This is a genomic window from Bacteroides faecium, assembly GCF_012113595.1.
GTDB lineage: Bacteria > Bacteroidota > Bacteroidia > Bacteroidales > Bacteroidaceae > Bacteroides > Bacteroides faecium.
Map to the genome: position 1 here is coordinate 2,340,343 of NZ_CP050831.1, position 12,374 is coordinate 2,352,716.

The 12,374-nt window shown below is 38.9% G+C and carries 10 protein-coding genes and 2 tRNA genes; 10 read left to right on the plus strand and 2 right to left on the minus strand.

Annotation, left to right across the window (positions count from 1 at the left end):
* Positions 1 to 20 precede the first annotated feature (20 nt).
* Positions 21 to 1,514, minus strand: coding sequence for a BamI family beta-barrel-assembly machinery protein (gene bamI, locus BacF7301_RS08125; RefSeq protein WP_167961825.1), 1,494 nt, complete (start codon positions 1,512 to 1,514; stop codon positions 21 to 23).
* A gap of 142 nt (positions 1,515 to 1,656) precedes the next feature.
* Positions 1,657 to 2,694 (minus strand): bifunctional diaminohydroxyphosphoribosylaminopyrimidine deaminase/5-amino-6-(5-phosphoribosylamino)uracil reductase RibD, encoded by a 1,038-nt coding sequence (gene ribD / locus BacF7301_RS08130; protein WP_167961827.1) that lies wholly within the window; start codon positions 2,692 to 2,694, stop codon positions 1,657 to 1,659.
* Positions 2,695 to 2,748: 54 nt separating this feature from the next.
* Here ribD and prmC point away from each other — a divergent pair, with 54 nt between their 5' ends.
* The 10 genes from prmC (at position 2,749) to BacF7301_RS08180 (ending at position 12,365) form a co-directional block, all read left to right on the plus strand.
* Positions 2,749 to 3,585 carry a peptide chain release factor N(5)-glutamine methyltransferase gene (prmC, locus tag BacF7301_RS08135; protein ID WP_167961829.1) on the plus strand — a complete coding sequence of 279 codons (837 nt, stop codon included), beginning with the start codon at positions 2,749 to 2,751 and terminating at the stop codon, positions 3,583 to 3,585.
* A complete protein-coding gene (locus BacF7301_RS08140; RefSeq protein ID WP_167961831.1) occupies positions 3,582 to 4,064 on the plus strand; it encodes a regulatory protein RecX in 483 nt (160 codons plus the stop codon). Before prmC ends, BacF7301_RS08140 begins: the two co-directional genes overlap by 4 nt.
* Positions 4,065 to 4,142: 78 nt before the next feature.
* Positions 4,143 to 4,781 (plus strand): orotate phosphoribosyltransferase, encoded by a 639-nt coding sequence (pyrE, locus tag BacF7301_RS08145; RefSeq protein WP_004299787.1) that lies wholly within the window; start codon positions 4,143 to 4,145, stop codon positions 4,779 to 4,781.
* Positions 4,782 to 4,875: 94 nt separating this feature from the next.
* Positions 4,876 to 5,286 carry an SRPBCC family protein gene (locus BacF7301_RS08150; RefSeq protein WP_167961833.1) on the plus strand — a complete coding sequence of 137 codons (411 nt, stop codon included), beginning with the start codon at positions 4,876 to 4,878 and terminating at the stop codon, positions 5,284 to 5,286.
* Positions 5,287 to 5,390: 104 nt separating this feature from the next.
* On the plus strand, positions 5,391 to 6,731 hold the full coding sequence (gene argH, locus BacF7301_RS08155) for an argininosuccinate lyase (RefSeq protein WP_167961835.1): 1,341 nt from the start codon (positions 5,391 to 5,393) through the stop codon (positions 6,729 to 6,731).
* A 93-nt stretch (positions 6,732 to 6,824) separates the two neighbouring features.
* A tRNA-Gly gene (locus BacF7301_RS08160) sits at positions 6,825 to 6,897 on the plus strand.
* A gap of 16 nt (positions 6,898 to 6,913) precedes the next feature.
* A tRNA-Leu gene (locus tag BacF7301_RS08165) sits at positions 6,914 to 6,997 on the plus strand.
* Positions 6,998 to 7,274: 277 nt separating this feature from the next.
* Complete coding sequence (locus BacF7301_RS08170) at positions 7,275 to 7,826, plus strand: RNA polymerase sigma-70 factor (RefSeq protein WP_167961837.1); 552 nt, start codon at positions 7,275 to 7,277, stop codon at positions 7,824 to 7,826.
* A 60-nt stretch (positions 7,827 to 7,886) separates the two neighbouring features.
* Positions 7,887 to 8,870 carry a FecR family protein gene (locus BacF7301_RS08175; RefSeq protein ID WP_167961839.1) on the plus strand — a complete coding sequence of 328 codons (984 nt, stop codon included), beginning with the start codon at positions 7,887 to 7,889 and terminating at the stop codon, positions 8,868 to 8,870.
* Between the two features lie 162 nt (positions 8,871 to 9,032).
* Positions 9,033 to 12,365, plus strand: a complete 3,333-nt coding sequence (locus BacF7301_RS08180; protein WP_167961841.1) for a TonB-dependent receptor — start codon at positions 9,033 to 9,035, stop codon at positions 12,363 to 12,365.
* The last annotated feature ends 9 nt before the right edge of the window (positions 12,366 to 12,374 follow it).

Here is a 12,374-nt window from a genome sequence, read left to right on the forward strand (position 1 = left end):
ATTTTAAACGTATACGTTTGTTATTTGCCGGAGTTTGCTAAGTCAAACCATAGCTGATTCAGACGGGCACGCCATACTTCAGAATCATGCTTGTATGGACCTCTATCTTTAGGCGTTGTAGCCCGAGTATCTTCTTCTTTTTCTACTTCTTCAGTAAAAGTAAGATTTTCCTCTTTACTGAATAAGATATAGATGAATTCTTCTCCTGTATCTTGTACTACTGAAAACTTCTCTCTACCTCTGAATTCGGTTTTTTCTTCGGTTGATTCAGTGATATTAGATTCGCTCCAATCATGGTTTGGAAAAGAGAATTTTTTACTCGCTTTTTTCCAGGCAACTCCTTCATTAATCGATACATAAAGAGATTCTAATTTATCTCCGAAAATGTAGAAAAGGTTATTATAGTAAATAATAGTCGGATTGTCGAATGCCGGACAATAAGCTACCGCGGTAGCTGCTCCCAATTCAACCCAAGTCTTGCCATCATATCCCCATGAAATGGTAACAGGAACCTTTTTATTGTTGATGTCAATTTCTATTGCAGGTTCATGTTTTCCTACGATGATATTCTGGTTGTTTTTACCTTTGCTGAAGGTTGTATAAGAGATATTGTCTATGGGGAATCTTTCGCTGACCTCTTCGATTTGAGTTTCTATCGGCTGGTCTAATAATTGTGATTCCAGTATGGAATAGAAATATCGTTTTCCCTCTTCTGTTTTGATATAAGTGATTTTTGTTTCATTCTCTACCTTTAATTTAGAGACGAATGTGTTCACTTCACCTGAAAACTTAGTTGAAGTTGCCCAGCTAATACCATCTGTTGATTCGTATACTTTATTATTAGCAGTAGCCAATATAACCTCATCTAAGGGCAGTATGGAGTTGGGTAATACATTCAGGTCGCCTTCTGTATTCACTCCTGCCGCTGTCCAATTGGAAAAGCCACTGTTTTGATATACTTTCAAGTGGTCGCCTACTTTTGAATAGGTGAGGAATTTACTGTCAAATTCAATCGTTTTTTGTTCATTTACGATTTCATTCTGCATAGTTCCTACATAATTCCATCTCAACGAATCCGGATCATGCCTATGTACTCGTACAGTAATAGTATATTTCTTAACTTGGTCAGGGGATATACCTGCTAAGGCTTCTGTTGACCATACTTTAACTTCTAAAGGATTACGAAGATCTATAGAATCACTCAAGTTGATAATGGAATCTTGATCGTTTTGATCCTTCATTGTAACAACACCTGATGCTGTCGTTAATGTTTTGATTAGAATCTTATCAATAATGGTATCAGCATGAACGGGGAGAGAATCCTCATTATAAATAAGACCTTGTTGTTGATCAATAGTAAATTTATAGCTCCCAAGGCCTGTTGTGTCAAGTGCAAATGCATGTATAGTCGCATCCGGGCTATATTCGATGTTATTATCGTCATCAAGACATGACGTTATAACAAATGACACCATGAAAAAACTCGCAATGAATGATAAAAACTTTATTCTCATTTGAAAGATTGTGTTTATTTACAAGTTGCAAAAATAGAAACATTTTTTCCGATAAAGAACAATACCGGCAAGTTTTATATAAAATTATAGATAATAACACTGATTTTATCGACGTAAAACTCCCTGAACAGGACTATTTTAGCTAATCTTGATGAACGTAATGCCAAATCTGTCTTTCGAAGTGTTCTTTTATCGAGTAACTAAAATTATCGCTTATTTCAGGTGCTTTAACACCGGAATATAACTTGCTGGGGCACTTCTCGATAAATACTTCATCCCATAGGTCGTTATCAATGAAAGATTGCAGCAACTGACTCCCGCCTTCGACCAACAATGATTGTATCTTTCGCTGATATAGTTCTTCCATAATCTGCATCAGTGGATTATGGCTGAAATCAATAGTAATGTAGGTGATGTTTCTTTCTGCAGGATACTCCTTCTCTGTAAAGATTAATGTCGGAATATCTCCGTCGAATATTTGTAAATCCTTCGGAAGGGATAAGGTACGGTCTAAAACGATACGTATCGGATTATGTCCATACCAATTGCGTACTGTTAGTGATGGATTGTCCAGTAAGGCTGTCCGCCGACCTACCATGATAGCATCGGCTTCTGCTCTTTTCTTATGTACTAACATGGACGAGAGAGGAGAGGAAAGTATCACTGGTTTTCCGTCAGTACGTTCTATGTCAATGAAATGATCGGCTGATTCTGCCCATTTCAAAGTAATGAAAGGGCGATGGAGTGTATTGAAAATAATAAAGCGACGAATCAAATGCTGGCATTCTTTTTCCAATACGCCAATTATCACTTCTCGTCCGGCATCCCGTAGCTTTTGAATACCTCGTCCGGCTACCTTTGAAAAAGGGTCCTGACAGCCAATGACAATCCGAGGAATCTGTTTCTCAATAATCAAATCGGCACAAGGTGGAGTTTTTCCATAATGTGAGCAAGGCTCCAGGCTTACATAGATCGTGGAACGTTTCAATAAAGATTCATCTTTAACGGAACGAATGGCATTGACTTCGGCATGTGCCTCTCCACAACGAATGTGGTAACCTTCACCGATAATACGCCCATCACATACGATAACAGCCCCTACCATCGGATTGGGAGCAACATTGCATAACCCGTTCCCAGCGAGCTCAATGCAGCGTCTCATGTATTTTTCTTCTTCCATTTTGATGCTCTTCGCTATATTATTCTTACTTTTGCACTCCGAAATTGTAAATATATGAATCGTATCACCAATTACATCCGCCAGTCCTTGCAGGATATTTATCCGCCGGAAGAGGTCAAAGCTCTTACTATGTTGATCTGTTGCGACATGTTATGTTTGGATGCGCTTGATATTTACCTCGGCAAAGATATGATTTTATCCGAATGCAAAGAGCGTGAATTAGAAAACATTATATTCCGTTTACAGAAAAATGAACCGATACAGTACATTCGTGGTTTTGCGGAGTTTGATGGAAGAAGATTCAAAGTAGCTCCCGGTGTACTGATTCCACGTCCTGAAACGATGGAACTGGTCGATTTGGTGGCTCGGGAGAATGCGAATGCCTGTCGCTTATTAGATATAGGTACGGGAAGCGGATGCATTGCAATTTCTTTGGATAAGAAATTACCGGATGCAAAAGTGGAAGCTTGGGATATTTCGGAAGATGCGTTGGCAATTGCCCGTGAGAATAATAAGGAATTGGCAGCAGACGTCACGTTTCTGCAAAGAAATGTTTTATCCAACGATTGGGGAAAAACGCCTTCTTTTGATGTAATCGTCAGTAACCCGCCTTATGTCACCGAAGCGGAAAAAAAGGAAATGGATGCCAACGTACTTGATTGGGAACCGGAGCTTGCTTTATTTGTTCCTGATGATGATCCGTTGCGGTTCTATCGCAGGATTGCTGATTTAGGACGTGAATTACTTTTGCCGGGTGGCAAACTTTATTTTGAAATAAACCAGGCTTATGGCCGGGAAACAGCACACATACTTGAAATGAACCAATATCATGATGTTCGTGTTATAAGAGACATATTTGGAAAAGATAGAATAGTTACAGCTAACCGATGAGTGCACAATTAACAGATGAAGAGGCTTTAAATCGCGTAGCCTCTTACTGCTCCACTGCCGAGCATTGCCGGGCAGAAATAAATGAGAAGTTACAACGTTGGGGAATTGCCTATGATACCATTGCGCGTATTCTTGACCGACTGGAAACGGAAAAGTTTATCGATGATGAACGTTTCTGCAGGGCTTTCGTGAAAGATAAGTTCCGTTTTGCCAAGTGGGGGAAGATGAAAATAGCTCAAGGGCTTTATATGAAGCGGATTCCTTCTGATGTAGCATGGCGTTATCTGAATGAGATTGATGATGAAGAATATCTCTCCATTCTGCGTGAACTTCTGGCTTCCAAGCGGAAAAGTATTCATGCACAGGATGAGTATGAACTAAACGGAAAACTGATGCGATTTGCCATGAGCCGCGGATTTGAACTGAAAGATATCAAGCGTTGTATCGACATTCCCGATGAAGAGGAACAAATTGACTGAAAAAATAAACGGATTCTTCTTTTTATTCTCGTTCAAATTCTGTACTTTTGCGGCAAATAATTAATAGTTAGTTTAGTTATGAAAAACTTAGAGAGACTATTTGCGGAGAAACTGTTGAAGATTAAGGCTATTAAACTTCAACCCGCTAACCCTTTCACATGGGCTTCTGGATGGAAATCCCCCTTTTACTGTGATAACCGTAAAACTCTGTCCTATCCTTCTCTTCGTAATTTTGTGAAGATTGAAATTACACGTCTGATATTGGAACGATTCGGACAGGTGGATGCGATTGCAGGTGTGGCGACTGGTGCTATCCCGCAGGGAGCTTTGGTAGCTGATGCATTGAATTTACCGTTCGTGTATGTTCGTTCTACCCCGAAAGACCATGGATTGGAAAACCTGATTGAAGGTGAGCTTCGTCCGGGTATGAAAGTTGTTGTTGTAGAAGATTTGATTTCTACGGGTGGTAGTAGCTTGAAGGCTGTAGAGGCAATTCGTCGTGATGGTTGCGAAGTGATTGGTATGGTTGCGGCTTATACTTATGGATTCCCGGTTGCTGAAGAGGCATTCAAGAATGCCAAAGTAACTTTGGTGACATTGACTAATTACGAAGCTGTGCTTGATGTGGCTCTTCGTACAGGTTACATTGAAGAAGAAGACATACAAACTTTGAACGAATGGCGTAAAGACCCCGCTCATTGGGATGCTGGAAAATAAGGACTTTGTTTTAATCAGACATATTTGTAAAAAGAACTATTCGGACATGAATTGGCCGGGTTGTTCTTTTTTTGTTTTATACTAAAAGAAAATTATGAGTAATTTTGAGAGCAGTGTTAAGGTAATACCTTATAGCCAGGAACGCGTATACAATAAACTTTCAGATTTGAGTAATCTGGAAGCAATCAAAGATCGCCTGCCGCAAGATAAGGTACAGGATTTGAGCTTTGATTCGGATACATTGAGCTTTAGTGTTTCACCTATTGGGCAACTGACACTGCAAATTGTTGAACGTGAACCATCTAAATGTATAAAGTTGGCAACAACTAACTCTCCGGTCCCTTTTAATATGTGGATTCAGTTGGTCGCAACGGGAGAAGAAGAATGTAAAGTGAAGGTAACCATCGGAATGGATATTAATCCGTTCATGAAAGCGATGGTTCAAAAGCCACTTCAGGAAGGTTTGGAAAAGATGGTTGAAATGTTGGCGGTTATTAATTATTAAAAAAACAAGTATTAAATATTAGATATAAAGTATTAACCGTAGTCGTATTGGCTCTTGTTGTCATACTTAATGCCTAATACTTAATACCTAATACTTATTTTTTTATGGCGCAGAAACTTTGGGAGAAATCCGTACAGGTGAATAAAGATATTGAACGTTTCACGGTTGGTCGTGACCGCGAGATGGATCTTTATCTGGCTAAGCATGATGTGCTTGGTTCTATGGCTCACATTACCATGCTCGAAAGCATTGGCTTGTTGACAAAGGAAGAACTGGAACAGTTGCTGGCTGAATTGAAGAATATTTATGCTTCGGCGGAAAAGGGTGAATTTGTGATAGAAGACGGGGTGGAAGACGTACATTCTCAAGTGGAATTGATGTTGACCCGTCGTTTGGGAGATATAGGAAAGAAAATACATAGCGGTCGTTCACGAAATGATCAGGTATTACTGGACTTGAAACTCTTTACTCGTACACAAATTAAGGAAATAGCTGAAGCTGTTGAACAGCTCTTCCATGTGTTGGCTCGCCAAAGTGAGCGATATAAAAATGTATTGATGCCGGGGTATACCCATTTGCAGATTGCTATGCCTTCTTCTTTTGGATTATGGTTTGGTGCCTACGCCGAGAGTCTAGTAGATGATATGCTGTTTCTGCAGGCTGCATTTAAAATGTGTAATCGTAATCCGTTGGGATCTGCTGCCGGCTATGGTTCATCATTCCCGTTGAACCGTACGATGACGACAGAATTACTCGGCTTCGATTCTATGAACTACAATGTAGTGTATGCGCAAATGGGACGCGGAAAGCTAGAACGCAATGTTGCCTTTGCATTGGCTACGATTGCCGGAACTATTTCCAAACTGGCTTTCGATGCCTGTATGTTCAATAGCCAGAACTTTGGTTTCGTGAAATTGCCGGACGATTGTACTACGGGGTCTAGTATCATGCCTCATAAGAAGAATCCGGATGTATTTGAACTCACACGTGCAAAATGCAACAAACTGCAATCACTTCCTCAACAAATTATGATGATTGCCAATAATCTACCTTCCGGTTATTTCCGTGATTTGCAGATTATCAAAGAAGTTTTCCTACCGGCTTTCCAAGAGTTAAAAGATTGTTTGCAGATGACAACCTATATCATGAATGAGATTAAAGTAAATGAACATATTCTCGATGATGATAAATATCTGCTTATTTTTAGTGTAGAAGAGGTGAATCGTTTGGCGCGTGAAGGTATGCCTTTCCGTGATGCATATAAAAAAGTGGGTTTGGATATTGAAGCTGGTGAATTCTCTCATAGTAAGGAAGTTCATCATACCCATGAAGGAAGTATCGGCAACCTTTGCAATGCAGAGATTTCCGCCCTGATGCAACAAGTAGTTGACGGATTCAATTTCTGTGAAATGGAGAAGGCGGAAAAAACACTACTTGGAAGATAAAATGAACTTTCGAAGGATAGTTTTTTAAACTTTCCTTCGAAAAGATTTGGCAGAAACAAGTAAACTACTTATCTTTGCACCCGTTGAAAAAACGCGGAAATAGCTCAGTTGGTAGAGCATAACCTTGCCAAGGTTAGGGTCGCGAGTTCGAGTCTCGTTTTCCGCTCTTTCTTTGAAAGGATGCTCGAATGGTGGAATGGTAGACACGAAGGACTTAAAATCCTTTGGCCATTGCGGCTGTGCGGGTTCAAGTCCCGCTTCGAGTACGAGTATTCTTTAGAGGCTTTATGAATCATTGATTCATGAAGCCTTTTTTATTTTTTATGGGTGTACTATATACATTTGATTCCTCTATGGGAATCTACATTATGGTTGCTTGGGAAAATAAATAAATAAATCAAATTTAAGTGGCATTATTTTTTTATTGTGTTATTAATCTTTTATTTTGCTTTTAGATTATAATTGCAATTTAATATTACCTGAGCTATTCCTTTATATATTAGGATATTTGATTTTATTGTTAACACTGGAAATACTAGAGAGATGGAAAATAACGACAGGCAGATCGAATTAAAATTTCAGAAGTTTTTTACTGCTAACTTTCCTAAAGTAAAAAACTTTGCTCAGATGCTTCTAAAATCGGAAGCAGAGGCAGAAGATGTGGCTCAGGATGTTTTCTGTAAACTCTGGTTGCAGCCTGAAATATGGTTGGATACTGACAGAGATTTGGATAATTACATTTTTATAATGACCAGGAATATTGTTTTGAACATCTTCAAACATCAGCAAATAGAACAGGAATATCAAGATGAAGTTATCGAAAAGACTTTTCTTTATGAGTTGACAGAAAAAGAAGAGGTTTTGAATAATGTATATTATAAGGAAATGCTGATGATTATTCAGCTGACCTTGGAGAAAATGCCGAAGCGTCGGAGGCTGATATTCGAACTTAGCCGTTTCAGGGGGCTGAGTCATAAAGAAATTGCTGATAAACTCGATGTTTCTATCCGTACAATAGAGCATCAGGTTTATCTGGCATTAATAGAATTGAAGAAGATACTTATCTTATTTATTTTTTTTCTCAAATATTTTTAAGTAGTCTGTGCGGAGTAGTTGTATTTAGTATATAAAGCCCAAAAAAGAAAGAAAAGGTTTATGAAAAACTATATTCAACAACTCGTAGAATTATTCGGAAACAATGATTATTCAGCCGATACACGAAAGAAAGTACAACGATGGCTGGCTGATGAAGAGCATGTTGACGAAAAGGATGAAGCACTCCGTATGCTTTGGAAACAGGCAGGGGAACGGGAAGTTCCCAATGGAATGCAACAATCAATACGGCAAATGCAGCAGAATATAGGAACACGACCTGTTTCTCATAAAAATTATCAGCTACTTGTATGGAGAGCGGCGGCTATTCTCTTACTGGCTGTATCATCTGTCTCTATTTATCTGATGTTGGAAAAAGACCGACCTGTAAAAGATTTGGTGGAGTGTTATATACCAACAGCAGAGATCCACGAACTTACCTTGCCTGACGGCACGCATGTCATGTTGAATTCAAAAAGTACCTTATTATATCCGGAGCAGTTCAACGGAAAGACGCGGAGTGTATATTTGATAGGTGAAGCTAATTTTAAAGTGAAGCCGGATAAAGAGCATCCTTTTATTGTGAAAGCGAATGATTATCAAGTCACCGCTTTAGGTACGGAATTCAATGTGAACGCTTATCCGGAAAGTAATGAATTGATTGCCACTTTGCTGGAAGGAAGTGTAAAAGTAGAATTCAATAATCTGATATCTAATGTTATTCTAAAGCCTAATGAGCAATTAATATATAACAAGCATACAAAAGAACATAACCTGCGATTGCCGGAAATAGACGATGTGACAGCGTGGCAGCGCGGAGAACTGGTCTTTAGTAATATGCATCTGGAAGACATTTTCACAAGCCTGGAACGTAAATTCCCTTATGCCTTTGTTTATAGTCTTCATAGTATGAAGAAGAATACCTATAGTTTCCGCTTCCAAAAACAAGCAAATCTGGAAGAGATTATGGGCATTATATCACAGGTAGTGGGAGATGTAAACTATGTTATTAAAGGAAATAAATGCTATGTAACCAATAAGAAATAAACCTGTTGTAGAACCTATTTAAATTGAAAATACTATGTGAAAAAGTATCCGGAAGGAATGCCCGTTCCTTCCGGATGTGAAATCAAGTTCTCCTTAATATTAGCGTGTATTGACGCTATTCTGAATGATCCTAGAATAATAACCAATTAACTAATACTAAAGATGCTACAAATTTACGAAAAAATAGCAGAACAAATAGCTCAAAAGCGAGGCTTTCTCACTTTTTTAAGTCTATTGTTACTAACATCTACCCTTGCTTTTGCTCAAAGTGGTAATAAAATTACTATTCAGCAGAAGAATATCACTGTTGTTGATGCTCTGAAAACTGTAGAAAAACAGTCGAAAATGTCTATAAACTATAGTGATTCCGAATTAAAAGGAAAAGAAATAGCAAATCTTAATTTGCAAAATGTCGCTGTGTCGGCGGCACTTGATGTAATTTTGAAAGAAACAGGTTTCGCTTATCAAATTCAAGGTAATTATATTATAATTACTGAAAAGAAACCTGTAGTTGCAACACAAACAGTGAAGGATATCAAAGGAAAAGTTGTTGATGAGAGCGGTGAACCACTAATTGGAGTTAACATTTCAGTGGATGGCAATTCGACCGGTACAATTACCGATTTTGATGGAAACTTTGCAATAAAGGCTTCAGACAACTCTACATTGAAAGTATCTTATATAGGATATGCCACTCAAATGGTGACTGTTTCTAAAAAAGATTTTTATCCGATTACTATGAAACAGGATACGGAGGTGCTGGATGAGGTTGTTGTTACAGCATTGGGTATCAAACGTGCGGAGAAAGCTTTGTCTTATAATGTGCAGCAGATAAAAGGTAATGAATTGACTACTGTGAAAGACCCAAACTTTGTGAACTCATTAAACGGTAAGATAGCCGGTGTAACCATAAACAAGAGTGCGGCTGGTGTCGGTGGTGCAACTCGCGTTGTGATGCGTGGTGCAAAGTCCATCGAAGGGGATAATAATGCCTTATATGTGGTAGACGGTATTCCTTTGTTTAATACCAATATGGGAAATACAGACAGTGGTATTATGGGTGAAGGAAAGGCTGGAACAGAAGGTATTGCTGACTTTAATCCTGAAGATATTGAGAGCCTCTCAGTGTTGAGCGGTCCTTCAGCTGCTGCATTGTATGGTAGTAGTGCGGCAAACGGTGTCATCTTGGTAACAACCAAAAAAGGTAAAGAAGGGAAACTGGCTATTCAGTTCTCATCTTCTACTGAGTTTAGCAAAGCGTACATGACTCCAGAATTTCAAAATACATATGGAAACAAGAAAGATATGTATGAAAGCTGGGGAGAGAAATTGCCAACTCCGTCAAGTTACGATCCTAAGCATGATTTCTTTAATACTGGTACGAATTTCATAAACTCACTTACTTTGACCACAGGAACTAAGCAGAATCAGACTTTTGCTTCTATCTCATCTACTAATTCTAAAGGTATCGTGCCCAATAACACATACGATCGTTTAAACTTCACCATTCGTAACACTTCTACATTTCTTAATGATAAGTTACAACTGGACTTAGGAGCATCGTATGTGAAGCAAAAAGATAAAAATATGGTTTCGCAGGGTCAGTATTGGAATCCGGTGATGGCTGCTTATTTGTTCCCACGCGGTGAGAATTTTGAGGACATAAAGAATTTTGAACGCTACAATGAGAGCCGTAATTTGCCTGTGCAATACTGGCCTGTAGGTGAGTCTACTTATGCTTCTCAAAATCCTTATTGGACAGCTTATCGTAATGTAGCTACCAATGAAAAGAGCCGTTACATGTTCAATGTGGGATTGACCTATAAAATCACCGATTGGCTGAATGTTGCTGGTCGTTTCAGAATGGATGATACCTATGTGAGTTTTGAACGTAAAATTTACGCTTCTTCCGATCAGAAGTTTGCAGAAGGTACTAAGGGGCATTACGGATACAGTAATTACAATGATCGTCAGGAGTATGCTGACTTTATGCTGAATATCAATAAACGCATTCAGGATTTCAGTCTTGCTGCCAACCTTGGTTGGAGTTATTCTAATTATTGGGCTTTGGAAAGGGGATATAAAGGTGCTTTACTCAAGCTTCCCAATAAATTTACCACTACTAACATCGATACAAAAAATGGACGTATCTCCGAAAAAGGAGGTGGTGACAGTATGCGTAATCATGCCATTTTTGCTAACGTGGAATTGGGGTGGAAAAGTATGCTCTATCTGACTTTGACCGGACGTAACGAATGGAATTCTCGTTTGGTAAATACCAATGAGGAATCTTTCTTTTATCCTTCTGTTGGTCTGTCGGCCATTGTATCTGAAATGGTAAAACTACCTGAATTTATATCTTACTTAAAAGTACGTGGTTCTGTTACTGGAGTAGGTGCTCCGGTATCTCGTGCAGGTTTGACTCCCGGTACGGTGACTGATCCGCTTGTGGGTGGCCTTTTGAATCCTACCTATATCTATCCTTTCACTGATTTTAAGGCAGAACGTACCAAATCTTATGAATTTGGTTTGACTTTTCGTTTGTGGAATAAATTGAGTGCAGAAGTTACTTACTATCATTCCAATACAGAGAACCAAACATTCTTGGGTGAACTTCCCGAGTATACTGGATACAAACAAATTTATTTGCAAGCAGGTGATGTCGAGAACCGTGGCTGGGAAGCTTCATTGGGATATAGCGATAAGTTTAAAAACGGATTATCTTTCTCTTCTACTTTGATTTTTTCACGTAACGTCAACGAAATCAAAGAAATGGTAACTAATTATGTGACAGGTTTGGAGGGAACTTCGCCGATTAATATTCCCGAAGTAGTGAAAGACAAAGGTCGTACGATTTTGAAAGTGGGCGGCAGTATCCATGATATTTATGCCAATACATTTTTTAAGAAAGACAGTCAAGGATTTGTGGCAGTAGAGAGTGATGGTAAATTTGGTATGGAAAGAGGTGAACCTGTTTACTTGGGCAAAACCTCACCGGATTTCAATCTCGGTTGGAGCAATGCATTGTCATACAAAGGTTTTGGTCTAAACTTTCTGGTTAACGGACGCTTTGGTGGCGTAGTAACTTCTTCCACAGAAGCTTTGCTTGACCGTTTTGGGGTTTCCAAACGTTCGGCTGAGGCACGGGATGCTGGAGGTGCTTTGATAAAAAATCAAGGTAGAGTAGACGCGAAGGCCTATTATCAAATGATTGGCACAGGAAACTATGAAACCTCTGGTTATTATGTGTACAGTGCTACTAATATTCGTTTACAAGAGTTGTCACTCAGCTACACTATGCCTAATAAATGGTTTGGAAATATACTGAGAGATGTTACGGTTTCGTTTATCGCAAATAATCCTTGGATGTTATATTGTGAAGCTCCGTTTGACCCTGAACTTACACCTTCTACAAGTACTTATGGACAAGGTAACGATTACTTTATGCAACCAAGTGTACGTAGCTTTGGTTTTGGCATTAAATTTAAACTATAATAAACCAAC

What these genes read in the sequence shown, in the direction of transcription:
- BacF7301_RS08175 (WP_167961839.1), top strand. Translation starts at nt 7,887, where the DNA reads ATGAAAAACTATATTCAACAACTCGTAGAATTATTCGGAAACAATGAT.
- bamI (WP_167961825.1), bottom strand. Translation starts at nt 1,514, where the DNA reads ATGAGAATAAAGTTTTTATCATTCATTGCGAGTTTTTTCATGGTGTCA.
- BacF7301_RS08180 (WP_167961841.1), top strand. Translation starts at nt 9,033, where the DNA reads ATGCTACAAATTTACGAAAAAATAGCAGAACAAATAGCTCAAAAGCGA.
- BacF7301_RS08150 (WP_167961833.1), top strand. Translation starts at nt 4,876, where the DNA reads ATGAGTAATTTTGAGAGCAGTGTTAAGGTAATACCTTATAGCCAGGAA.
- BacF7301_RS08140 (WP_167961831.1), top strand. Translation starts at nt 3,582, where the DNA reads ATGAGTGCACAATTAACAGATGAAGAGGCTTTAAATCGCGTAGCCTCT.
- ribD (WP_167961827.1), bottom strand. Translation starts at nt 2,694, where the DNA reads ATGGAAGAAGAAAAATACATGAGACGCTGCATTGAGCTCGCTGGGAAC.
- prmC (WP_167961829.1), top strand. Translation starts at nt 2,749, where the DNA reads ATGAATCGTATCACCAATTACATCCGCCAGTCCTTGCAGGATATTTAT.
- argH (WP_167961835.1), top strand. Translation starts at nt 5,391, where the DNA reads ATGGCGCAGAAACTTTGGGAGAAATCCGTACAGGTGAATAAAGATATT.
- BacF7301_RS08170 (WP_167961837.1), top strand. Translation starts at nt 7,275, where the DNA reads ATGGAAAATAACGACAGGCAGATCGAATTAAAATTTCAGAAGTTTTTT.
- pyrE (WP_004299787.1), top strand. Translation starts at nt 4,143, where the DNA reads ATGAAAAACTTAGAGAGACTATTTGCGGAGAAACTGTTGAAGATTAAG.